The sequence below is a fragment of the Nonomuraea sp. NPDC050536 genome, from assembly GCF_044457685.1.
GTDB lineage: Bacteria > Actinomycetota > Actinomycetes > Streptosporangiales > Streptosporangiaceae > Nonomuraea.
This window is the reverse complement of record NZ_JBITHD010000010.1, coordinates 175,512-197,091: the sequence shown is the minus strand read 5'-3', so window position 1 is coordinate 197,091 and position 21,580 is coordinate 175,512. Positions and strand designations below refer to the sequence as shown.

Below are 21,580 nucleotides of genomic sequence, written 5' to 3'. Positions count from 1 at the left end.
TTCCAGACTCACGGAAATTCGGTCATACGGGGCTTGCGCCACCTAGCGTCGGATTAAAACAGTTTTCGCATCTCTTGTCACCAGTGCCACAACATTTTCATACAAGCCGTGTCATATCTGGACTCGTCCGGGTTTGGCGGCGTACGCTCCCGCTGATCCACGGAGGTCGCATGGCACGCGAGCACACCTTCACCGGCACCCGCGGCGACCTCGCCGCCCGCGAGTGGCCCCACGACCATCCCCGCTACGTCGTCGTCCTCATCCACGGGTACGGCGAGCACCTCGGCCGCTACGAGCACGTCGCGGACGCCCTGGTACGGCACGGCGCCGCCGTGTACGGCGTGGACCACATGGGGCACGGCAGGTCGGCGGGCGACCGGGTGCTCATCGAGGACTTCGAGGACGTGGTCGGCGACGTCCACCTGGTCGAGGAGCGCGCCCGCGCGGACCACCCGGGCGTGCCCGTCGTGGTGATCGGCCACTCGATGGGCGGCATGATCGCCGCCCGCTACGCCCAGCGGTACGGCTCGGGCCTGGCGGCGCTCGTGCTCTCGGGCCCGGTGATCGGCCAGTGGGACGTCATCCCCGGGCTCCTGGCCCTGGACGAGATCCCCGACATCCCGATCGACCCGGCCACGCTGTCCCGAGACCTCGCGGTCGGCGCGGCCTACGCCGCCGATCCGCTGGTCTGGCACGGGCCCTTCAAGCGGCCCACCCTGGAGGCCTTCGCCGCGACGATCGAGGCCATCGCCAAGGGCGGCTCCCTCGGCGACCTGCCCACCCTGTGGGTCCACGGCTCGGACGACGCGCTGGTGCCGCTTGCGGCCAGCCGTACCGGAGTCGAGGCGATCCGCGGCACGGCGCTGACCGAGCGCATCTATGCCGGGGCGCGGCACGAGGTCTTCAACGAGACCAACAAGGACGAGGTCCTCGCGGACGTCACGGCCTTCATTGACCGCTCACTTCACCCTTAGGTGGACATATCCCGATCCCATAGTCCTCGTCAGCTGCACCCGCCAGCATCCCGCCTTGGGGAAGACGAACCCGGTGCCCCACTCCTGGCCCGGCTTGTGCCAGCTCGACCCGTCGTGCTCCTCGGGGCCCCAGGCCAGGCCGGCCCGGGTCCCGTCGGGTAGCGACGCGCTCGCCCGCAGCGGGCCGTCGCCGGTCATGCGCCAGACGAGCTTGATCTCCTTGCCATGCTGGAACGGTGGATTCGCGAACAACAACCCCCACAACTCGGCCCCCTCCGCCACCCCCCGCACCTCGGGAAGCCCGCCCGTACTGACGACCTGACTCCCTGAACATCCACCGACCACCGGCTTCGCCGCCGCACTCGCGGTCGCGGCCTGCGACGCCTGAGTGGTCCCTGGAGCCGCTTGGGTCGCACTTCCTGTCGCACCCCCCGTCGGGCCCCCTGTCGTGCCACCCGCGCACCCAGCCGCCACCAGTACCGCCGCCGCCCCGATCACCATCCGTCTCATGCCACCCATACCCTCCGGTGTGCCCAGAAGGTTCCCGCGAGACGGCCTCCAACGCGGCCAGGCCGTACCGCCCCGGAGGGCTATGGCCAGGACCAGCGGATGCCGATCAGGCCGGGTTGGAGGGAGGCGGCCGTCAGGTGGACGGCGTGGTGGGCGTTGAGCGTGAGGTCCGTCGTGATGTGGTCGCCTGCGCCCGGGCCGCGCTGGGCGAAGCGGTGGATGCGGACCGGGAGCGCCGCGGGGTCGAAGGCGACGCGCAGGACGTACTGACCGGCGGGGAAGCGGAAGCCGCGCTCGTAGTCGGTCGACTCGGCGCCGCTCGCGTCGCGGGTGCGGTACCGCAGCACGTGGGTGTCCCCGACGCCGAGCGCCCGGTCGAAGAGCAGTTCGGCCACGAACAGCGCGGTCGGCCCGTCCCTGCGCACCCGCCCGAGGCGGCAGTCCTCCAGGGCGTCCACCGTCACCCGGTCGACGTCGCAGCCAGGATCGCCCCGGTAGATCATGATGTAGCGGTCGGCGGCGCGCTCGTGCGCCTGGACCACCTGCAGGGTCTCGCGCGAGACCGTGCTGTGGTCGGCGCCGATGCGCAGCGACTCGTACATGCCCGCGATGTGCAGCCGACGGTCGTCCGCCACCGCGTCGAGTTCGTCGAGCAGCGCGGCGATCACCCGGGCGTGCCGCAGGATCGTCGAGTACGACACTCCGGGCCCGCGGCCGCGTGGGCGAGGCGGGCCGAGCAGCTCGATGAGCGAGCGGGGCGGCAGCTCGAGGATCTCCTCCAGGGCGCGTACGGCGCGTAACGACTCCTCGCGCTCGGGCCGTCGGGTGCCCTGCTGCCAGTAGCTGAGACTGCTCACCCCCACCTGGAGCCCCCGCTGGGCGAGCCGGTGGCGCAGCCGTTCCAGGGTCAGGCCCCGCGCCTCGACCGCGGCCCGCAGCGCGACGTGGAACGGGCCGGACCGGAGTGCCGCGTGGAGCTCATCGGCCACACGTGAATGTTCACAGATTTCCACAGTTACGTCATCAGTCAGATCAGGCCACGAAATGTCGGCTTTCACAGGGATCTGTCAGGCGCAGTTGCGACACCTTGTACGGCGGGACGGGCGCGGCGACCATCCGATGCACACCCCCCATCGAAGGAGCGCCTATGTTCCGCCTGGCTGTGGCCCTAGCGTTAGCGGCGGCCACGTGGCTGGCCACCTCCGCGCCCGCCCACGCCTACACCTCGTACCGCCTCGACTTCACCCAGCAGGCCCAGGAGTACTCCAACTGGTGCTGGGCCGCCACCGGCAACTCCGTCGCGGCCTACTACGGCCACTCCTACAGCCAGAACCAGTTCTGCAACCTGGCCTTCAACAGGAACGTCAACTCCAGCTGCCCGAACAACCAGGCCACCCTCGGCAACGACCAGACCGCCTTCAGGCAGATGGGCGTCAGTCCCGGCAACTACGTCTACGACTACCTGACGTACGCGGCCATCGTCCGGGAGATCGACGCCGAGCGGCCGATCATGGCGCGCATCCAGTGGACCAGCGGCGGCGGGCACATGGAGGTCATCTACGGGTACGACAAGAGCCAGTCGTGGGTGTACTGGGGCAATCCGTGGCCGTCGAGCACGCGCTACAACTGGGCCACCTACAACTACTACGTCTCGAACAACTCGTGGTTCTGGACGCATTCACTCGACTACATCGGCGCGTGAAGGAGGCCGTCGTGAAACTCCTGCCCTTACTCGCAGCGGTCCTCTTCCTGTTCGTGCCCGCCTCTGCCGCCTGGGCCGATCCGTCCGACCCCACGCCTTCCGACGTCGCCCAGGCCAGAGCGGCGGCGGCCGGCGCACGTGACACGGTCGGGAAGTTCTTCGCCACCCGCGGCCAATCCGCTCGTGTGGCTCCGGTGGCGGCTCAGGTCGACGGCCCCACGGTCACGGTCAACGACCTCAACCCCGCCTTCGTCTCCGGCCAGTCGCAGCAGATAGCTCGCTTCGCCTTCCTCGCCACCCAGGCCACCGCCGCCGACGGCCAGACGGCCTCCATCTGGACGACCCGCACCAAGGCGGGCACCTGGGTGGTCAGCAACATCGCGAGCGGCAGCGACGAGCAGCAGTACGCCGCCCAACCGGGCACGGTCTTCCGCGAGCCCCAGCTCAACGCCTGGTACGCCCTCAGAGACGGGCAGATCCACCCGCTCAACCAGGAAGCCATCCAGTCCACCGGCTCCGACCCCATCCCCGTCGCGGCCTACCAGCGCCTGGTCCAGCAGCGCTACGGAGACAAGCTCCCCGGCTCCTCCTACGCCCACGACGGCTACGCCGGCGGCTACGCGCCGCCGACCTCCGCCAACCCGCTGCTCCCTTGGGTCCTCGGGGTCCTCGCCCTCGCGGCGGCCACCTGCGCCATCCACCTGCTGCGCCGCCGCGCCTGACCCCCTCCACAGCAGCCCGGGCCACCCCCGCCCGGGCTGTTTCCTTCCCCGCCGATGATTTTGCGCCTTTCGCGGAGTCTGTATGAGCGAGGAGGCTGACATGGTGCAGACAGTACGGCGGGCCCCCACGCCCGCGGCGGGGGACGATTCATGACCGGCGACCCCGCGGCCGCGGCGCTGGCCGGTGGAGTGGCGCTGCTTGAGCGTGCCATCGGCTACACGCTCGGCAGCCTGAATCTGGTCACCTCCGAGGCGCTCACCCGCCCCACCCCCTGCGCGGGTTGGGACCTGGCGACCCTGCTCGACCACATGGACGACTCCCTGGCGGCCCTTTCGGAGAGCGCCATCCCCGGCCACGTTTCCCTGACTCCTCCGGCTCCCCCTGACGCCGGCCCAGCTCCAGCCACTCTCCAGGTGGTGCCCGCGGTGGTCGGCTCGTTGCGAACGCGGGCGTGCGGGCTGCTCGGCGCCTGGGCAGCGGCTCAGCAGGGGCATGCAGTCTCGATCGGCGACTGCTCGCTGGACGCAGTCATCGTGGCCAGCGTCGGTGCGATCGAGGTCGCAGTGCACGGCTGGGACATCGCCCGGGCCTGCGGCCAGCTACGCCCGATCCCACCCCGGATAGCCGAAGAGCTCCTCGACCTGGCCCCACTCTTCATAACAAGCGCAGACCGCCCCCACCGCTTCGCCTCCCCACCCCCACTCCCACCCCACCCAACCCCAAGCGACCACCTCCTGACCTACCTCGGCCGCACCCCCCATTAACCCCACCCCCCGATCCGCCGGCGCCGCGTCGGCGAGGCGGTGCACGGCGAACCCGGCGCCCTGCACAGCGCCCGGCCACTGCCGCTTCGGCACCGCCGCCGCTGGCGTCTCTGGCTTTGTTGGTCCCGCCTCAGCCCGATCCGCCGGTTTTTTGGTCCCTGGTCCCCGGCTCAGCCGCCCGTTCCCGCTGTTGGTAATTCCGGCGGGTCCCTGCAGGCGCTGGATCGGTGGGGTGGTGTGCGGCGGAGGTCGGCGCCCTGTACGGCGGTCTGTCACGGCTGCGGTCTATCAAGTGGCGAGGCGTTCCTCCGGGGAAAGCCCTGCTGTCAGGCCAAGTTCGTGTCGTGGCCCATCGGGGTCTGGCCACGGGTCAGTGGGTGGGGGTGGGGGCTCGGAGGGCGGTCAGGGCGGCTTTGGGGTCGTCGGTGAAGAAGCGGATCCTGGTGACCTGGGCCCGGCCACCGAGGGGACGGGTCACGGTGATGGGTTCCGTGAGGTCGACGGCGATGTTGGTCTGCGACGAGATGGCCACCACGAGGCGACCGTCGGCCACGGACACCATGCTCTGCTCGTTGTAGTTACGCGCCAGCCGTACAGCCGAGATCTGCTCGCGCGGCACCCGCAGATCGAGGTACGCCCCAACCCGGATCCGCAGCTCCGTAGGCGTGACCACGTGCGGCCGGGTCGCGCAGGCCGCCGCGAACATGGCCGCGAACAGGACTCCGTACACGTCCAGCACCAGCACCGGCCCGCGCACCGCCATCGGCACGCCGACCGCGTTGAGAAACAGATCCACGGCCACGGTCTCCACGACCATCACGAACGTCAGCACCATCAGCAGAGCCGCCTGCTCCTTGACGTACGGCAGGGCCGTCGCCCCCGCAGGAACCCCGTCGAGCCGCCGCCGCACCCACATCCCCAAGCTGGCAAGCCCATCCACCTCGAACCGCAGAACCCGCCACCCCACCCCCACCCACCTGACCACGAATCCCTCCACCCCACCGGACCCGGCTCCCACGTCGACCGCCCCCTCCCCACTCAACTCGAACCCACCCCGAAGAACCCTCTCAACCCACCCCAGAACCCACCTCCCGCCCTGAGCCGGATCCCGATCCGTGCCCAGTCCCGTATCTCAATCTGGGCCGGGTCTCGTGCCTCGATCCGTGCCGGGTCTCGTGTCCCGGCCTGGGCCCCGCCCCGCCTAGATCCGTGCCGGGTCCCGTGTCCCGGCCTGGGCTGGGCCCCGCGCCTCGATCGGTGCCGGGTCCCGTGTCGGTCCCGGGTCCGGCGTCCTTGCCTGTGCCTCGATCTACGTCAGGTCTCGCATCCCGGTCTGAGCCGAGTTCGGCGTCCTGACCTGGGGCGGAACCTGTGTCCTGATCCGGGCCGGGTCTCGTGTCCTGGTGTGAGGTGGGTTCCGTGCGCTGGTCCGGGCTGGACGCTGTCTTCCGCCTTGCGGGACTGGATCCCTGATCTGGGCTGGAACCTGCCTTGCGGATCGAAGGGGAAGCCACGGGGAAAGAGCCTGGCCATCCCGGAGTCGTCTCGGGGGAGGGCGTCGCGCTCGGCTTGTCGGCGGGAGGATGCGTGATCGAGCAAGGTGGGTCCGGGGAGGTCATGGGTGGGCCTTCAGCTTGATGAGGATCAACCTGAACACTTCCGCCTGAGCAGGCGAGATCTCCGCGAACATCGCGGAAAGCCACCGATCATCCACCCCGTGGGCCGCGACCATCATCGACGCCATCTCGGCCGGAAGATGATCCGCGAGGTCGGACGCGAGCTCCGCCACCCGAGGATCTCCGGGATCCGCCTCGGCGAGCTCGTCCAGCCGCTGGTAGAGATCGTGGCCCCTGGATATGGCCCCGGGCTCCGTGAGGGGACGCATCAGGTCGAGGATCCTCGCCTGGTCCGCCGGATCGGCCACGGTGCCGACCAGGGTCAGCAGCTCGCGGTCGATCTCCGCGACGCGCGAGCCTTCCGCCGCGAGGTCGTGCAGGGCCGCCGCCAGGTCGGGCGTCAGCATCGTGCCCGGCTCGGGATCCGTCTGGGCCAGCAGCGCGGCGAGCCGTACGCGCCTGGCGGCCAGCGCCTCCTGCTCCCTGGCCAGGTCGGCGTCGAGCTCGAGGAGCATCTCGCGCAGGTCCTTGCCCGCGTCCTCGGCCAGGGCGTCACGCAGCTCGTCCAGCGAGAGCCCCAGCTCGGCCAGCCGCCGAATCCGGGCCAGCGCCACGGCATCGCGCAGCTGGTACTCGCGGTACCCGTTGGCCAGCCGTACAGGCTCGGGGAGAAGGCCGAGGTGGTGGTAGTAGCGCACCGTCCGGGTGGACACCCCGACCAGCGTCGCCAGCTCTCCGATCCGCATGCCCACATTCAACACATTGACCTCGCGTCAAGGTCAATGCGGTCGGAAAGGGCTAGGGCTGAGGGATGCCGGTGTACGCGGGGGCGAAGAACACCAGCACCACCAGGTCCTCGGTGACGTCGTGGAAGCGGTGCGCCTCGCGGGCCGGGACGAAGAGCATCGTGCCGGGGCCGACGTCGATCGTCTGGCCGCCGGAGGTGAAGCCTCGAGATCCATCAAATTTGATGTATCAGGTTTGATGGATTAGGCTTTGGAGGCATACCGAGAAAGGGAGTCCTCATGAACCTGCGTGTCCCCGGCGCGACCCTCCACTACGACGTGCGCGGCACCGGCCCGATGCTGCTGATCTCGCAGAGCGGCGAGGGCGACGCCGACCGGAGCGTGGATCTGGTCGACCGGCTCGTCGATCGATACACGGTGATCACTTATGACCGGCGCGGGCTTTCCCGCAGCGTCATGGACGACCCCGAAGGCGGCGTGACCATGCGCGACCACGCTGACGACGTGCACCGCCTGCTGGCCGCCGTGACCGACGAGCCGGTGGCGATGCTGGGCTGCAGCCTCGGCGCGGTGATCGGCCTGCACCTGAGCGTGGCCCACCCCGAGCAGATCCACACGCTCGTCGCCCACGAGCCCGTCGCACCGTGGCTACTCCCCGCCGACGAGGCCGACCACCACCGGCGCGAGCTGGCCGAACTGCAGGAGATCCACCGCCGCGACGGCTGGACGGCCGCCATCAAGGAAGTCGCCCGGGTCCTCGGCATCGACCCGGCGAGCCAGGACAGGGAGCCCGGCCTCACCCCGCAGCCGATGACGCCGGAGCGCGGCGCCAACTTCGACTTCTTCCTCGCCCACGACTTCACCGCCGTGATCACGGACGCGCTGGATCCCGCCTCGCTGGGTGGTGTCCGGATCATCCCTGCGGCCGGCCGTACCACTCCTCGCGAGGTCTTCGACTACCGGTGCGCGCAGGAGCTGGCTCGGGTCGTGGGGGCGGACATCGCGGAGTTCCCCGGCGGGCACAACGGCAACCTCACGCACCCCCGCGCCTACGCCGCCCGGCTCGTCGAGTGCCTTTCCTCGGCCGGCCGTACTATATGAAACTCATGGGATCGGGAGCCAAGCGGCGGCTGACCGCGCAGATCAAGGACTCGCTGCGAGAGCTGAGCACGCAGCTCTCGCTGCTCAACCAGCAGGTCGGCGCGCGGGTGGAGCTCAGGCCGGTCGACTTCGAGTGCCTCGACCTCATCAATCGGTACGGCCCGCTCAGCCCCACCGCGCTCGCGCGGCGCGCCGGCCTGCATCCCGCCACCCTCACGGGCATCCTCGACCGCCTGCAGCGCGGCGGCTGGATCACCCGTGAACGCGACCCCGACGCCTCGGACCGCCGCGCCATCACCCTCCGCGCCCGCCGAGACCGCAACGCCGAGATCTACCGGCTCTACGGCCCCATGAACGCCTCCCTGGACGAGATCTGCGACACCTACACGGAGGCGGAACTCCAGGTCCTCGCCGACTTCCTCTCCCGCACCCACACCGCCGCCCACACCGCCACCACTCCCCAAGACCCCTCGCCACCCGACCCAGCCGCCCCACGCGAGTCCGACACCCCCGACTGAGCCGAGCCCTACGGCGGGACTCCAATACGCGGTCGGCCAAGTCGTGGTGCGGCGGAGGTCAGTGCAATGTGTACGGCGAGCATTGCGGGGCCCGGTGGTGAGGCGCTGCGCGGGGCATGTGGGGCGCGCGACGCGGCCAGCCAGAAGTGGGAGGGGGCTAGGCGGGGTCGGTAGTTAGGAGGGTTAGGACTTGGGGGCCGTATTTGGTGAGTTTGTTCTGGCCGATGCCGTTGATGGAGCCGAGGGCCTCGAGGGTGGTGGGGGACTGGGTGGCGATCTCGCGGAGCGTCGAGTCGTGGAAGATGACGTAGGCCGGGACGCCCTGTTCCTTGGCCGTGGCGGCGCGCCAGGTGCGGAGGCGCTCGAAGGTGGTGGTCGCCTCCGGCGTGAGGGTGGTGTCCGCGGCAGGGCGGCCCGACGTGCGGGCGAGCTTGGTGCGGGACGGCGGACGGGAGAGGTCGCGGCGCATGGGGACCTGACGCTGGCCGCGCAGGACGTCGGAGCTCAGGTCGGTGAGGACGAGGGTGCTGTGGGCGGGCTCGACCGAGAGCAGCCCCTGGGCGAGGAGCTGGCGGACGACCGCGTGCCACTCCGGCTGCCCGAGGTCCGTGCCCACGCCGAAGACGGTGAGCGTGTCGTGGCCGTGCTGTTGCACCTTGGGCGTCTGCTTGCCCAGCAGGATGTCGACGAGGTGCCCGACCCCGAAGCGCTGGTGGCGCTCGCTCCACAGCCGGTAGACGGCCGACAGCACCTTCTGGGCGGGGATCGTGCCGTCCCAGGACTCGGGCGGTGACAGGCAGGTGTCGCAGTTGCCGCACGGCTCGGACCGCTCCTGCCCGAAGTAGTCGAGCAGCATCACGCGCCGGCAGGTGACGGTCTCGCAGAGCGCGAGCATGGCGTCGAGGTGGAGCGCCTGCCGCCGCCGGTGCGCCTCGTCGCCCTCGCTGATCAGCTTGCGCTGCTGGACCACGTCCTGCAGCCCGTAGGCCATCCAGGCGGTGGCCGGCTGCCCGTCGCGCCCGGCCCGCCCGGTCTCCTGGTAATAGCCCTCCACCGACTTGGGCAGGTCGAGGTGGGCCACGAAGCGCACGTCCGGCTTGTCGATGCCCATGCCGAAGGCGATCGTGGCGACCACGACCAGCCCGTCCTCCCGCAGGAAGCGCGCCTGGTGGGCGGCCCGGGTCGCGGCGTCGAGGCCCGCGTGGTACGGCACGGCGGCGATGCCGTTGTCGGCGAGGAACTCGGCGATCTTCTCCACCGACGAACGCGACATGCAGTAGACGATGCCCGCGTCGCCGTCGTGCTCGGTGCGCAGGAAGTCGAGCAGCTGCCGCTTGGGCTCGGACTTGGGCGTGATCCGGTACTGGATGTTAGGGCGGTCGAAGCTCGCGACGTGGTGGTGTGCCTGCGAAAGGCCCAGCCGCGAGGCGATCTCCGTGTGGGTGGCGGGCGTGGCGGTGGCCGTCAGCGCGATCCGCGGCACGGACGGCCAGCGCTCGTGCAGGTCGGACAGCATCAGGTAGTCGGGGCGGAAGTCGTGGCCCCACTGGGACACGCAGTGCGCCTCGTCGATGGCGAACAGCGCGATGTCGCCTTTCTCGAGCAGCCGCACCGTGGCGTCGACCCGGAGCCGCTCGGGCGCGAGATAGAGCAGGTCGAGCTCGCCCGCCAGGAACTCCGCCTCGACCAGCTGCCGCTCGTCGAAGCCCTGGGTGGAGTTGAGGAACCCCGCGCGGACGCCGAGCGCGCGCAGCGCGTCGACCTGGTCCTGCATGAGCGCGATCAGCGGCGAGATCACCACGCCCACCCCTGAGCGCACCAGCGCCGGGATCTGGTAGCACAGCGACTTGCCGCCACCGGTCGGCATCAGGACCAGCGCGTCACCCCCGCCGACCACATGGTCGATGATCTCCTGCTGGCCGGGACGGAAGGCGTCGTAGCCGAAGACCCGGCGGAGGACCTCGATGGGGGTATCCATGCGGCTACCTTACGTGGTCGGCTCGCGCGGGTCGCGGTGTTCGCCCACGGCGATCGCGGTTGTGGAAAGCCAGTAGAAGACCAGCGAGAGCGCACCCAGCCCGCACGCCACCGCCACCGCCACCATGACCGCCGGATACCCCACCACCTGCGCGAACGCCGCCGCGGCCAGCGGTGCCAGTGCCCGCGCCGCGGTGATGGGCAGGGCGGCGGCCCCGCTCAGGGTGGCATACGCGGCCGTGCCGTACCGCTCGACGAGCAGCGCGGGACGGGCGATCGTGCCGACGCCGAAGCCCAGCCCGAACAGCACGACCGACGCGATCGCCCCGAGCGGGCTGCGGCCGACCAGGGGGAGCAGCAGAGCGGCCACCCCCTGCAGGGTGAACACGCCCGCGGTGATCAGCGCGACGGGCCAGCGGCCCTGCAGTCCCGTGGTCACGACCCGGCCGGTCACCGACAGCACGCCGAGCAGCCCCGCCACGGCCGCGGCGAAGATCGGCGCGTGCCCCAGCGCGATCAGGTACGTCACGACCAGCATCGCGATCACCCCGACCGCCCCCGTCTGGGTCAGGAACGCCGCCGCCAGCAGCCAGAACGGCCGCTCGCGCAGCGCCGCCCCGACGATCTCAGGGTCGCCGGTACGGCGTGCCGCCCCCCGCCCGCGCAGCAGCAACCCGTGTAACGGCACCGCGACCAGCGCGTACCCGGCGGCCAGCACGACCAGCGCCTGGCGCCAGCCGTACCGATCGACCAGGAAGCCGGTCAGCGGCAGGAAGATGCTGGAGGCGAAGCCCGCCACCACCGTGACGGCGAGCAGCGCACGGGCCCGCCGCGCCGCGTCGAGCCAGGCGACGATCACCGCGAACGCCGCCTCATAGAGCACCATCCCCGAGGAGATGCCCAGCGCGACGCACACCAGGTAGAGCTGGGCGACCGACTGCACCTGCGACCAGGCCAGGACCGTGGCCGCGCCCAGCACTGAGCCGAGCGTCATCAGCCCGCGCCCGCCGTGCCGGTCGAGCCAGCGCCCGATCGGCGGCGCGACCAGCGCGGACACCAGCACCGACAGCGTGGCGGCGCCGGTGAGCTGGGCGAGGGCGGCGTGCAGGTCGCGGGCCATCGGGGTGATGAAGACGGAGAAGGCGTAGTAGAGCACGCCGTATCCAGCGGTCTGGGTGATCGCCAGGGCACCGATCACCGGGGCTGGAGATTTGACGATCACATAGAGACCGTTCCCGTTCACTCCCCGGAAATACGGTGATACTCATCACCATGGGGCGTTCGTATGTGGTGACAGGAGGGGCGCAGGGGATCGGCCGGGCCATCGTCGACCGGCTCCGCGAGCACGGCACGGTCGTCGTCATAGATCCCGAAATGTCGCCACAGAAGGGCGTCATCCCGTTAATCGGCGACGCGTCGGAGGAGAAGGCCACCGCCGAGGCCGCCATCCTGGCCCAGCAGGCGGGAACGCTCTGCGGCTGGGTCAACAACGCCGCGATCTTCCGCGACGCCTCGATCGACACCACCCCGCCCGCCGAGATCGGCCGCCTCATCTCGGCCAACCTCGACCTGGCCGTCGTGGGCTGCTCGACCGCCGTCCGCCACTTCCTGCGCCACGGTACGGCCGGCGCCATCGTGAACGTGACCTCGCACCAGGCCCGCAGGCCGGTCCCCGGCAGCCTGCCGTACTCCACCGCGAAGGCCGCCATCGAGGGGCTCACCCGGGCACTGGCCGTCGAGTACGGCAGGCAAGGCATCCGGGTCAACGCCGTCGCCCCCGGATCCGTGGCCACCGAACGCTACGAGTCGTACAAATCCAGTCATGAGGGAATCGAGGGGGAGATGGCCAGGTTGCACCCGCTCGGGCGGGTCGCCAGGCCGGACGAGGTCGCCGACGCGGTGGAGTACCTGCTGTCGGACAGAGCCTCGTTCATCTCCGGGGTGACGCTTCCGGTGGACGGGGGCCGATCGGTGCTCGGAATCGATCCGGAGATGCGGGAATGAAAACCGTTTCCAGGCGGTTGCACGGGCCATGAAGAAGAACCTGCACCCCGAGTACCGGCCCGTGGTCTTCCGCGACCCCAGCGTGGACTTCGCGTTCCTCACGCGTTCCACGATGATCAGCGACAAGACGATCGAGTGGACCGATGGTAGGACGTACCCCGTCGTCGACGTGGACGTCTCCGCCCAGAGCCACCCCTTCTACACCGGCCGGGGACGCGTTCTCGACACCGAGGGGCGCGTCGAGCGCTTCAACCAGCGCTACGGCAGGAAGTGAGCGGCCGGTCAGGCCGTGGCGATCGCGAGCACCAGCAAGGTGATCGCGATGACCACGGCCAGGCCGATAACCCACGCCCTATGGCGGGCCCACGTCAGCAGGCGCTCGCCGCTGGCCTTCAGAGGCGGCGCACCACCGGACTCGATCATGTTGATCGCCGCGATCCGTCTGGCGAAATCGGGGTCCTCCATCGCCAGGCCGACCTCGATGTCCGCGAGTGTGCGGCGCTCCTTCCCAGAGAGACTCATATCTGATCACCACCGCTTCCACACCGGTGTGGAGCATGTACCCACCAGTAACCCCAGACATGCCAATTTCACGGTACCCCTGGTAAAGGCGCCCTTCAAAGGGCCAAAAAAGCCACGGCCGACCAGCATGCGTGTCTTCACCGCCGTGACGGCGGAGTACGCCGCCGGCTGAGGACGGCCAGATCGATCGCCGCGATGACGGCCACCGCCGCGGCGATGGCCGCCTCCCAGCCCCACACCTCCAGCCCGGTCGCCGACAGGCGGTTGACGCAGAACACGGTCGCGGCCACGGCGGCTACGAGCGCGATCACGGACAGGATCCGCCGGGCGCGCACCGGGCTGCGCGCGCTCAGTGGCTCCGTGCCCTCGCGGTTGCGCAGCCACACGATCGGCCCCCTCTCCGGCCCGCCCTGTCTTCGCCGGGCTCAGGCCAGGCACCTCAGCGCGGAGGCGATGCGCGGGTCGAGCCCCGGCCTGGGCCGGCCCACGGTGGCCGCCACGAACTCCGGATAGGAGAGCTCGGCCTCCACCCCGTCGGCGTCCACCCAGAGCGAGTCCGCCAGGTCCTCCACCTGCGCCTTGCTGTCGGACTCCATCAGCGCGAAGCGGCCCAGGGCCACCCGCCACGCGGTGCGGGCGTCGGCCTCCCCGTCGCTGACCGGCGCGCCCACGTCGTCGGCGTGGGTGGCGTACTCGGAGTCGTAGTGGAAGGTCTGCAATCCCACCGGGTACGGCCCCACCATGGTGTCGAGCGTGCCATCCCTGCCGAGCTCGCGCATCCGGGCCCGCGTCTCGGCGTTCTTGGCGCGCCACTCCTCGAACACCTCGGGCACGGGGACGTCGCGGCGCTGCCGTACGGTCCACTCGTTGAAGTCGTTGAACCCGGTGATGCCCTCGTCGCGGGCGACGCGTTCCATCACGTCCTGGACGTCGCCGTCCAGGCAGGCGTGGTTGTACAGCTCCTCGCCGGCCAGATGGCCGAGCACGTCGCGCACCGACCATCCGGCGCACCGCGAGGGCCGGTTCCACCCCTCCTCGTCCAGGGACGAGAAGAAGGCTTCCAGCCGGGCCGCCTCGGCATCGAAGATGTCGAAGGGGTCGTACTGTCGTAGCAGCTCATCCATACTGTGGAGCTACCCACGTAGACCTTTGCTAATGAGGTCCATCACCGTCGAATCGGTCAGCGTGGTCACGTCACCCAGCGCCCGCTCCTCCGCCACGTCCTTCAGCAGGCGCCGCATGATCTTCCCCGAGCGCGTCTTGGGCAGCTCAGGCACGACCAGCACCTGCCTGGGCCTGGCGATCGCGCCCAGCGCCCGCGCCACGTGCGCGCGCAGCTCCTGCTCCTCGGGTACGGCGTCGCCGCGCGGGATGACGAAGGCCACAATGGCCTGCCCGGTGACCGGGTCCGCGGCGCCGACCACCGCGGCCTCGGCCACCTCCGGGTGCGAGACCAGCGCGGACTCGACCTCGGTGGTGGAGATGTTGTGCCCGGACACCAGCATCACGTCGTCCACCCGGCCGAGCAGCCACAGGTAGCCGTCCTCGTCGCGGCGGGCGCCGTCGCCGGCGAAGTAGCGGCCGGGGAAGCGCGACCAGTAGGTCTCGTGGAAGCGCTCCATGTCGCCCCAGATGCCGCGCGCCATGGACGGCCACGGCCTGGTCAGCACCAGGTAGCCGGACTCGGTGACGTCCGCGGCGATGCCGGGCAGCGGGCGGGTGGCCGAGCCCGGCTTGGTCGCGGTGACGCCGGGCAGCGGGCTGACCATGATGGCGCCTGTCTCGGTCTGCCACCAGGTGTCCACGATCGGGCAGCGGTCGCCGCCGATCGTGCCGCGGTACCACATCCAGGCCTCGGGGTTGATCGGCTCGCCCACCGAGCCCAGCAGCCGCAGGCTGGACAGGTCATACTTTTTCGGGATGTCGTCGCCCCACTTCATGAACATCCGGATCGCCGTCGGGGCGGCGTACAGGATGGTCACGCCGTACCTCTCGATGATCTCCCACCAGCGGCCCCGGTGCGGCGCGTCGGGCGTGCCCTCGTACATGACCTGGGTGGCGCCGTTGGCCAGCGGGCCGTAGACGAGGTAGGAGTGGCCCGTCACCCAGCCGACGTCGGCCGTGCACCAGAACACGTCGCCGTCCTTCAGGTCGAACACGGCGTCGTGGGTGTAGGCCGTCTGCGTCAGGTAGCCGCCTGTCGTGTGCAGGATGCCCTTCGGCTTCCCCGTCGTGCCGCTGGTGTACAGGATGAACAGCGGGTGCTCGGCGTCGAACGCCTCGGGCTCGTGCTCGGCGCTCTGGGCGTCCACCACCTCGTCCCACCACAGGTCGCGCTCGGTCCAGGCGATCTCCTGGCCGGTGCGCCGTACCACCAGCACGTGGCGCACCTCGGGCAGCCCCGCGACGGCCGCGTCCACGGCGGGCTTGAGCGCGTGCGCCGCGCCCTTGCGGTAGCCGCCGTCGGCGGTGATCACCACCTGTGCTCCGGCGTCCTGGATCCGGCCCGCCAGCGCCTCGGCGGAGAAGCCGCCGAACACCACCGTGTGCGGCGCGCCGATCCTGGCGCAGGCCAGCATCGCGATCACCGCCTCGGGGATCATCGGCAGGTAGATCGCGACCCGGTCGCCCTTGCCCACCCCCAGCCCGATGAGCGCGTTCGCCGCCCTGCTCACCTGGACCTGCAGGTCGCGATAGGTGATGGTACGGCTGTCGCCGGGCTCGCCGACCCAGTGGATCGCCACCCGGTCGCCGTTGCCCGCCGCGACGTGCCGGTCCACGCAGTTCACCGCGGCGTTGAGGCGGCCGCCGTCGAACCAGCGGGCCACCGGGGCGCCGTTCCAGTCCAGGACCCTGGTCCACGGGGTCTCCCAGTCCAGGCGGGCGGCCTGCTCGGCCCAGAACGCCACCGGGTCGGCCTCCGCCCTGGCGTAGGCGTCCTCCTTGACGTTGGCGTGCGCGGCGAACTCGGGCGCCGGGGCGAAGCGGCGGTCCTCGTGCAGCAGGTTGGCGAGCATGGTCCCCCCAGGATCGGAAATATCGCTGCATCCACCCTGGGCGGGAGAGATTGACGGTTGATGGACGGGCGGTCTACCGGCCGTCGAGGAAGATCGCGGTGCCGCTGAGCAGCCACACCAGCGCCGTCGCGGCCAGCACGCAGACGGCGACGACCAGCCAGCTGAGCAGGATCGCGCCGAGGGCCATGCCCCTGCCGTCGCCGCTGAGCCGCTTGCCGCGGGATCTCGCGACGTGCCCGGTGACGATGCCCGCGATGGCGCTCAGGACGGCCAGGCCGACGAAGACCGGCGGGTTCATCCACGCGATGCCCGTGAAGAAGCAGCCGAGCGCGGCCACGCCGAATCCCGCGAAGCCCAGGGCCAGCTTGGCCGGGGTGTTCTTGCTCGGCGCGTTCCGGACGGTCGTCATCTTCGCCCCCTCGGGTCGTCCGGAGGTGAATCCTACAGATAACGGGACGATTAAGCCCCAATTACACAAGGTCGCCGCTGGAACGCCGGAGAGCCCGGCCCCAGGGGTGGGACCGGGCTCTCCTTCGTGTTCAGCGATTTACCACCAGTGGCGGTACACCTTGACGTAGTCCGTGCGGCTCTCGGAGCCGCTCAGCTCGTCGTTGCCATCGAACACGGCCTTGAACTGGCCGCTCTTCCAGGCGCGGGTCTGGGCGTCGAACTTGCCGCCCCAGCGCGTGTTGCTCGCGGCGACCCACTTCCAGCCACTCGAGCCGTTGGCCTGGTAGTAGATGTTGACCTTCTCGCCGCGGACACCCTCCCAGCCGTCGTCGTTCGTCTGAAGACGGCCGGAGAAGTGGATGGTGCGACCCTTGCGGACGCGGTCGGGGTCGGCGCTGAACCGCACGATGCGGGTGTCGGCCTTGCCCTGCTTGACCTCGACGGAGAAGTACGAGGTGTCGCTGGCTACCTGCTTGCCGTCCTTGTCGAACGCCGCAGCGGTGGCCTTCCACTTGCCGGCCGGGTCGTTGGCGTTGAAGGGGACGGAGAAGCGCCAGTTCTGCAGCTCCTGGACGTCCTTGGCGCGCAGGGTGCGCGCGCCCTCGGGCTGCACGCTCAGCGTGATCTTCTGGACGTCCGAGCTGGCGCCGACCTTGAAGTAGGCCGTCGTCTCCTCGTCGCCCCCGACCACGACCGGGTTGGGCGAGATGTCCCTGATCTCGACGGTCGAGGCCCTCTTGGCCTGAGCGGAGGCAGCGCCTCCACCAGCTACCAGCATGGCCCCGCCCACCAGGGCAGAGATGATTCCTACAGCGATTTTCTTCATGAGGGTGCTGATTCCTCTCCCCGTGTCAGAGTCGGCTCGGGATAGCCGACTTCCTCTACTACTTAGAGGCACCTATTGGGGAAAAGGTTGGCTAAAGTTACGAGAAAAATTTGATCACGCTATCGACCAGGGGTGTTCCGGATAAATCCGCTTTGGGATGTCGTGACCCACTACAGTCTGGCTCATGACCGACGTCTACACGCTCGGTGAGGCGCTGGGCGTGGTGTCCAGCGGCCGGGTCCGGCACGAGTGCGAGGCTCGCCTGGACGTGTGCGGGCCCGAGTTCACGCTGGCCGTGGGCCTGGCGCGATTCGGGCACCGGGTGGCGTATCTGGGCAAGGTAGGCGCCGACGAGCTGGGTGCGCGGGTGCTCACCACCCTGCGGGGCGAGGGCGTCGACACCCTGGACATGCGGGTGACCGAGGGCGCCCGGACCGGGTTGCTGCTGCGCGAATCGCGGCTGGGCCGTCCGGAAAGGCTGACTCACTACCGGACCGGATCGGCCGGATCCCGCCTCAGTCCAGGGAACGTTCCCATCGACAGGATCGGCGCCGCCAAGATCCTGCACGTGTCGGGTATCACCGCGGCGCTCGGCAGGGACGCGCTCGAGGCCGTCCGCGCGGCCGTCTCGGCGGCCAGGACGGCCGACGTGGTCGTCTCCTTCGCCGTGGACTACCAGCCCGAACTGTGGGACTCGGTCAGGGAGGCCGAGGAGGTGCTCGGCGAGCTGGCCTGCGCCTCCCATCTGCTCTTCCTCGGGCAGGACGAGCTCGACCTGGTCAAGCCCGCGCTCACGGCCGAGCGCGAGGTGGTCGTCAACCGCGGCCAGAAGGGGACCAGCGTCCGGGCTGACCGGGTGCGCTACGACCAGCCCTCATTCCAGGTCCCCGTCGTCGACACGGCGGGCGGCTCGGACGCCTTCGTGGCCGGGTACGTCAGCGCCGCGCTCGACGGCCTGACGCCCCAGGAACGCCTCCACCGCGGCGCCCTCCTCAGCGCGGCCGCCGTCTCCAGCGCCAGCGACTGGCAGGGCCTGCCCACCCGCGCCGACCTCTGACCCCGCCGGGTTCCGCCGGCCGGGCGCCACCGGCGGAAGGGCTCGGGTCACGGGTTGACGGTGATGGTGAAGGTCGAGGTCGTGTTGCGGATGTCGGTCGCGTTGCCGGCCAGTTTGAGCGTGTTGAACGTGGCCGAGCCGACCGCCGGGCCCTGGCCGGGCTCGGGCAGCTCGTTGGCCCAGATGGCGAAGCCCGACTTGGCGTCGAAGGCGTCACCGCTGCGCTGGGCTCCCGAGATCGACACGTTCGTCAGGACCGTGTCCTTGACCGGGTTCTGCGGTTGGCCGCCGACGTAGTTGGTCTGGAACATGATGCCGTGGTAGGTCGGGTCGACGATGTCCAGATTGTTGACCCGGATGCCCTGGAACACCTTGGAAGCGGAGAAGAGCCACATCGCGGGGAAGGTCTGCTGTCCCCAGAAGTGGCCGCCGTCCCTGACCAGCGTGATGCCGTCGAACGTGGTCGGCGGGGAGGCGCCGAAGCCGTTCATCGGGATCCCGAAGTCCAGCGAGCTGATCGTGACCCCGGAGTACACCAGCGTGTCGGCCACGTAGATGTTGCGGAAGGTGTTGCCGTAGCCGCCGTAGACGGCCACGCCCGCGGCCCGCCAGGTCAGCAGCGAGGTCAGGTTCTCGAAGACGTTGTCGTGCTGCTCGCCGGGGTTGTTGTCGATGGCGGAGAACAGCGCGAAGCTGTCGTCGCCGGTGGAGCGCGCCTCGACGTTGGTGACGAGGTTGCCGGTGCTGCCGTTGGTCATGTTGATGCCGTCGGCGAACGTGTCGCGGATCCGCGAGTTCTTGATCGTGGTGTTGTCCGTGTTGGTGCCCCAGAACATGCAGACGAAGTGCTCGATCCACACGTTGTCGATCACCGTGTTCGCCACGTTGGAGAAGTCGAAGACCTTCCCCGGCCCGTCGATGCGGGAGGTGTAGTTGCCGAACACCGCGAACCCGGCGTAGGTCGAACCGTTCGCCGACGCCTCCGTGCGGAAGCCGACGTCGGTGTTCTCCTGCCCGGACGGCGCGAAGAAGCGGGTGTACCACGGCCCGGCGCCCACGATCTTGACCGCCCTGCCGTACACCTGGAGCTTGCTCGACAGCTGGTAGTCGCCGGTGGGCAGGTAGACGCCGGCCAGGGACGAGTCCTGGCGGGCCTTGTCGAGCGCGTTCTGCACGTCCTGCTGGCTGAATCCGGCGGGTACGGCATAGCGCGACGGATCCGGGTTCGCCGCGGCCGTCGCCTGCTCCAGGTCGACGAAGTCGATCGTGTACGTGGCGCCGTTGGCCGGGTCCTTCTGCAGGCGGATCCTGCTGCCCTTCGGGACAGTGGTGCCCAGCAGCACGCTCGCCTCGTCGTAGATGTGCCGCGGCGGGCCCGAGCCGGGGGAGTTGTTCGGGCTCGCCTCGGGTCCGTAGAGCCAGGCGTAGCGAGAGGTCAGGTTGATCGGCTTGAGGAAGGTGCCGTCGACGTAGATGTTCAGCGAGGTCGAGTCGTTGCCGTCGGGCACCGAGAACCTGGTGACCAGCGTGTTCGTGCTGGCCCTGGTGGTGAACTCGACGTAGGAGCCGGTCGTGCCGAGCGTCACCGCCCTGCGCCCGGAGGCCTCGCCGCCGAGGTCGCCGATGGTCCTGTTCGGGCCGACGCGGGTGGCGCCGCCGCCGATCGTGGCGTCCTCCGCCTCGTACATGTCGTACGGCAGGTGCGCGCCGCGGCCCACGAACAGCGGCTGGGTGGCGGTGTTGTTGGCGCGCTGGGCGGGCAGCTCGGCCGGGTCGTCGGCCAGCACGGTCTTGAGGGTGTAGTCGCCGTTGGCCGCGGTCCACGTGCCCAGGTTGACCGCCGCGGACGTGGCGCCGGGGGCGAGCGCGCCGCTCACGGACCCGGTCGCCGTTTTCACGACATTTCCGGAAGAGTCGGTGAGGGTGAGCGTGATCCCGTGCGCGCCGCCGGACGTGGCGATCGTGCCCTGGTTCCTGATGGCGACCGAGAACGTCACGGTGTCGCCCTGGGCCGGGTTCCCCGGCGTCCACGAGGTCGCGGGCACCACGTCGGCCGTCTGGGGCGGGGGCACTGGCTTGCCGTACACCTCGAACTCGGCGACCTGCCCGCCGGGCGCGCCGGAGTTGGCGGTGATGCGCAGTTGCACGTCGGATACCCGTGCGTTGACCGGGATCGTCACCGTGTTCCCCGCGGCGGGGTCGAAGGTGTAGGTGGTGGCGGCGACCAGGCCGGTGAAGGCGGAGGCGCTCTCCTCCCGCCCGAGCACCTCGAGGGTCTGCGTGCGCCGCGCCCAGACCGGGTCGGGGTTGAGCTTGAGCACGATCGACGTGAGGTCGGCGTTCCCGCCGAGCCGCACGGTCAGCGTGTTCGGGTACGCCCCGCCCTCCCAGTAGGTCTGGACGTTCCCGTCGTCGGCGTTGGCCGCCACGTAGGTCTGATTGTGCGAGGACTCGGCCATCGTCTTGCCGAGCGCCAGGTTCGTGCCCGGGGTGGGGCCGGCCGTGCCGTACACCTCGAACTCGGACAGCTGACCCGCGGGCCAGCCGGTGTTGGCGGTGATCCGCAGGCGGAGGAAGCGCGCGTCGCCGGTGAGGGTGATCGTCGCGGCCGGGTTGAAGGTGTAGGTCGCCGGCGCCACCAGCGTCGCGAAGCTCGCCCCGTCCGTGCTGCCCTGGACCGTCAGGGTCTGCGTACGGCCGGGCCACCCGGAGGGCAGCTTGAGCACGAGCCGGTTCACGGCGGCCACCGAGCCCAGGTCCACCTGGACCCACTGGGGCAGCGCGTCGTTGGCCGACTCCCAGTAGGTCGACTGGTCGCCGTCGGTGACGTTGGCGGCCCGGTAGACGTCGGTGAAGCTGCTGGCGGAGGCGGCCTTCCCGGCCGCGAGGTTGGGCGCGTCGGCCGCCATGGCCGGAGTGGCGATCAATCCGAGTACCAACGCAAGGGCGGCTAAGACAGCTCTCATGAGGGGAGGCCCTTCGAGTGAGGCGGATGGCCGAACCATAAGTTGCCGAGCAGATCACAGCAATATGCCGACGAGATTTCGCAAATAATCGACGGTCGCCTGAGAGC

At 70.0% G+C, this 21,580-nt stretch carries 22 protein-coding genes; 9 read left to right on the top strand and 13 right to left on the bottom strand.

Annotated elements, in window-relative coordinates; genetic code table 11:
• The first annotated feature begins 170 nt into the window (after positions 1 to 170).
• Entirely contained in the window at positions 171 to 974 is an 804-nt protein-coding gene (locus tag ACIBHX_RS27375) for a lysophospholipase (protein ID WP_397070115.1), read from the top strand.
• Here ACIBHX_RS27375 and ACIBHX_RS27370 read toward each other — a convergent pair.
• Complete coding sequence (locus tag ACIBHX_RS27370) at positions 960 to 1,256, bottom strand: hypothetical protein (protein ID WP_397070114.1); 297 nt, start codon at positions 1,254 to 1,256, stop codon at positions 960 to 962. The genes ACIBHX_RS27375 and ACIBHX_RS27370 overlap by 15 nt on opposite strands.
• Before the next feature lie 308 nt (positions 1,257 to 1,564).
• Positions 1,565 to 2,473 carry a hypothetical protein gene (locus ACIBHX_RS27365; RefSeq protein WP_397070113.1) on the bottom strand — a complete coding sequence of 303 codons (909 nt, stop codon included), beginning with the start codon at positions 2,471 to 2,473 and terminating at the stop codon, positions 1,565 to 1,567.
• Between the two features lie 158 nt (positions 2,474 to 2,631).
• Here ACIBHX_RS27365 and ACIBHX_RS27360 point away from each other — a divergent pair, with 158 nt between their 5' ends.
• The 3 genes from ACIBHX_RS27360 (at position 2,632) to ACIBHX_RS27350 (ending at position 4,673) form a co-directional block, all read left to right on the top strand.
• Complete coding sequence (locus ACIBHX_RS27360) at positions 2,632 to 3,186, top strand: papain-like cysteine protease family protein (protein WP_397070112.1); 555 nt, start codon at positions 2,632 to 2,634, stop codon at positions 3,184 to 3,186.
• Between the two features lie 11 nt (positions 3,187 to 3,197).
• Positions 3,198 to 3,908 (top strand): hypothetical protein, encoded by a 711-nt coding sequence (locus ACIBHX_RS27355; RefSeq protein ID WP_397070111.1) that lies wholly within the window; start codon positions 3,198 to 3,200, stop codon positions 3,906 to 3,908.
• 150 nt (positions 3,909 to 4,058) lie between these two features.
• On the top strand, positions 4,059 to 4,673 hold the full coding sequence (locus ACIBHX_RS27350; RefSeq protein ID WP_397070110.1) for a TIGR03086 family metal-binding protein: 615 nt from the start codon (positions 4,059 to 4,061) through the stop codon (positions 4,671 to 4,673).
• Between the two features lie 370 nt (positions 4,674 to 5,043).
• On the opposite strand, the gene ACIBHX_RS27345 is transcribed toward ACIBHX_RS27350, so the two are convergent.
• Positions 5,044 to 5,658: a hypothetical protein gene (locus ACIBHX_RS27345; RefSeq protein ID WP_397070109.1), complete on the bottom strand. Its 615-nt coding sequence runs from the start codon at positions 5,656 to 5,658 to the stop codon at positions 5,044 to 5,046.
• Positions 5,659 to 6,288: 630 nt separating this feature from the next.
• Positions 6,289 to 7,035, bottom strand: a complete 747-nt coding sequence (locus tag ACIBHX_RS27340; protein ID WP_397070108.1) for a MerR family transcriptional regulator — start codon at positions 7,033 to 7,035, stop codon at positions 6,289 to 6,291.
• 279 nt (positions 7,036 to 7,314) lie between these two features.
• Here ACIBHX_RS27340 and ACIBHX_RS27335 point away from each other — a divergent pair, with 279 nt between their 5' ends.
• Together ACIBHX_RS27335 and ACIBHX_RS27330 are read left to right on the top strand one after the other, a co-directional pair.
• Positions 7,315 to 8,136, top strand: a complete 822-nt coding sequence (locus ACIBHX_RS27335) for an alpha/beta fold hydrolase (protein WP_397070106.1) — start codon at positions 7,315 to 7,317, stop codon at positions 8,134 to 8,136.
• 5 nt (positions 8,137 to 8,141) lie between these two features.
• Complete coding sequence (locus ACIBHX_RS27330) at positions 8,142 to 8,654, top strand: MarR family winged helix-turn-helix transcriptional regulator (protein WP_397070104.1); 513 nt, start codon at positions 8,142 to 8,144, stop codon at positions 8,652 to 8,654.
• 157 nt (positions 8,655 to 8,811) lie between these two features.
• Here the strand turns inward: ACIBHX_RS27330 and recQ are convergent, their stop codons facing one another.
• Together recQ and ACIBHX_RS27320 are read right to left on the bottom strand one after the other, a co-directional pair.
• Complete coding sequence (gene recQ, locus ACIBHX_RS27325) at positions 8,812 to 10,632, bottom strand: DNA helicase RecQ (RefSeq protein ID WP_397070103.1); 1,821 nt, start codon at positions 10,630 to 10,632, stop codon at positions 8,812 to 8,814.
• Positions 10,633 to 10,641: 9 nt separating this feature from the next.
• Complete coding sequence (locus ACIBHX_RS27320) at positions 10,642 to 11,853, bottom strand: MFS transporter (RefSeq protein WP_397070102.1); 1,212 nt, start codon at positions 11,851 to 11,853, stop codon at positions 10,642 to 10,644.
• A gap of 50 nt (positions 11,854 to 11,903) precedes the next feature.
• Between ACIBHX_RS27320 and ACIBHX_RS27315 the strand changes: the two genes are divergently transcribed.
• Together ACIBHX_RS27315 and ACIBHX_RS27310 are read left to right on the top strand one after the other, a co-directional pair.
• Positions 11,904 to 12,635 carry an SDR family NAD(P)-dependent oxidoreductase gene (locus ACIBHX_RS27315; RefSeq protein ID WP_397070101.1) on the top strand — a complete coding sequence of 244 codons (732 nt, stop codon included), beginning with the start codon at positions 11,904 to 11,906 and terminating at the stop codon, positions 12,633 to 12,635.
• A gap of 28 nt (positions 12,636 to 12,663) precedes the next feature.
• On the top strand, positions 12,664 to 12,909 hold the full coding sequence (locus ACIBHX_RS27310) for a type B 50S ribosomal protein L31 (protein WP_397070099.1): 246 nt from the start codon (positions 12,664 to 12,666) through the stop codon (positions 12,907 to 12,909).
• A gap of 8 nt (positions 12,910 to 12,917) precedes the next feature.
• On the opposite strand, the gene ACIBHX_RS27305 is transcribed toward ACIBHX_RS27310, so the two are convergent.
• The 6 genes from ACIBHX_RS27305 to ACIBHX_RS27280 all read right to left on the bottom strand — a co-directional run bounded on the left by ACIBHX_RS27305 (position 12,918) and on the right by ACIBHX_RS27280 (position 17,450).
• Positions 12,918 to 13,157, bottom strand: coding sequence for a DUF3040 domain-containing protein (locus tag ACIBHX_RS27305; protein WP_397070098.1), 240 nt, complete (start codon positions 13,155 to 13,157; stop codon positions 12,918 to 12,920).
• Between the two features lie 137 nt (positions 13,158 to 13,294).
• Entirely contained in the window at positions 13,295 to 13,543 is a 249-nt protein-coding gene (locus ACIBHX_RS27300; protein ID WP_397070097.1) for a DUF6343 family protein, read from the bottom strand.
• Between the two features lie 39 nt (positions 13,544 to 13,582).
• Complete coding sequence (locus ACIBHX_RS27295; protein ID WP_397070096.1) at positions 13,583 to 14,281, bottom strand: maleylpyruvate isomerase N-terminal domain-containing protein; 699 nt, start codon at positions 14,279 to 14,281, stop codon at positions 13,583 to 13,585.
• A gap of 9 nt (positions 14,282 to 14,290) precedes the next feature.
• Positions 14,291 to 16,174 carry an acetate--CoA ligase gene (gene acs / locus ACIBHX_RS27290; RefSeq protein WP_397070095.1) on the bottom strand — a complete coding sequence of 628 codons (1,884 nt, stop codon included), beginning with the start codon at positions 16,172 to 16,174 and terminating at the stop codon, positions 14,291 to 14,293.
• A gap of 73 nt (positions 16,175 to 16,247) precedes the next feature.
• Positions 16,248 to 16,583 carry a DUF4190 domain-containing protein gene (locus ACIBHX_RS27285; protein WP_397070094.1) on the bottom strand — a complete coding sequence of 112 codons (336 nt, stop codon included), beginning with the start codon at positions 16,581 to 16,583 and terminating at the stop codon, positions 16,248 to 16,250.
• Positions 16,584 to 16,721: 138 nt separating this feature from the next.
• A complete protein-coding gene (locus ACIBHX_RS27280; protein WP_397070093.1) occupies positions 16,722 to 17,450 on the bottom strand; it encodes a hypothetical protein in 729 nt (242 codons plus the stop codon).
• A gap of 184 nt (positions 17,451 to 17,634) precedes the next feature.
• Between ACIBHX_RS27280 and ACIBHX_RS27275 the strand changes: the two genes are divergently transcribed.
• Positions 17,635 to 18,507, top strand: a complete 873-nt coding sequence (locus tag ACIBHX_RS27275; protein ID WP_397070092.1) for a sugar kinase — start codon at positions 17,635 to 17,637, stop codon at positions 18,505 to 18,507.
• Between the two features lie 47 nt (positions 18,508 to 18,554).
• Here ACIBHX_RS27275 and ACIBHX_RS27270 read toward each other — a convergent pair whose 3' ends face one another.
• Complete coding sequence (locus tag ACIBHX_RS27270; protein ID WP_397070091.1) at positions 18,555 to 21,473, bottom strand: discoidin domain-containing protein; 2,919 nt, start codon at positions 21,471 to 21,473, stop codon at positions 18,555 to 18,557.
• Between the last annotated feature and the right edge of the window lie 107 nt (positions 21,474 to 21,580).

Coding starts and splice junctions, on each gene's coding strand:
- ACIBHX_RS27280 (WP_397070093.1), bottom strand. CDS start 17,450: ATGAAGAAAATCGCTGTAGGAATCATCTCTGCCCTGGTGGGCGGGGCC.
- ACIBHX_RS27340 (WP_397070108.1), bottom strand. CDS start 7,035: ATGCGGATCGGAGAGCTGGCGACGCTGGTCGGGGTGTCCACCCGGACG.
- ACIBHX_RS27375 (WP_397070115.1), top strand. CDS start 171: ATGGCACGCGAGCACACCTTCACCGGCACCCGCGGCGACCTCGCCGCC.
- recQ (WP_397070103.1), bottom strand. CDS start 10,632: ATGGATACCCCCATCGAGGTCCTCCGCCGGGTCTTCGGCTACGACGCC.
- ACIBHX_RS27295 (WP_397070096.1), bottom strand. CDS start 14,281: ATGGATGAGCTGCTACGACAGTACGACCCCTTCGACATCTTCGATGCC.
- ACIBHX_RS27360 (WP_397070112.1), top strand. CDS start 2,632: ATGTTCCGCCTGGCTGTGGCCCTAGCGTTAGCGGCGGCCACGTGGCTG.
- acs (WP_397070095.1), bottom strand. CDS start 16,174: ATGCTCGCCAACCTGCTGCACGAGGACCGCCGCTTCGCCCCGGCGCCC.
- ACIBHX_RS27330 (WP_397070104.1), top strand. CDS start 8,142: ATGGGATCGGGAGCCAAGCGGCGGCTGACCGCGCAGATCAAGGACTCG.
- ACIBHX_RS27270 (WP_397070091.1), bottom strand. CDS start 21,473: ATGAGAGCTGTCTTAGCCGCCCTTGCGTTGGTACTCGGATTGATCGCC.
- ACIBHX_RS27310 (WP_397070099.1), top strand. CDS start 12,664: ATGAAGAAGAACCTGCACCCCGAGTACCGGCCCGTGGTCTTCCGCGAC.
- ACIBHX_RS27335 (WP_397070106.1), top strand. CDS start 7,315: ATGAACCTGCGTGTCCCCGGCGCGACCCTCCACTACGACGTGCGCGGC.
- ACIBHX_RS27350 (WP_397070110.1), top strand. CDS start 4,059: ATGACCGGCGACCCCGCGGCCGCGGCGCTGGCCGGTGGAGTGGCGCTG.
- ACIBHX_RS27285 (WP_397070094.1), bottom strand. CDS start 16,583: ATGACGACCGTCCGGAACGCGCCGAGCAAGAACACCCCGGCCAAGCTG.
- ACIBHX_RS27275 (WP_397070092.1), top strand. CDS start 17,635: ATGACCGACGTCTACACGCTCGGTGAGGCGCTGGGCGTGGTGTCCAGC.
- ACIBHX_RS27305 (WP_397070098.1), bottom strand. CDS start 13,157: ATGAGTCTCTCTGGGAAGGAGCGCCGCACACTCGCGGACATCGAGGTC.
- ACIBHX_RS27315 (WP_397070101.1), top strand. CDS start 11,904: ATGGGGCGTTCGTATGTGGTGACAGGAGGGGCGCAGGGGATCGGCCGG.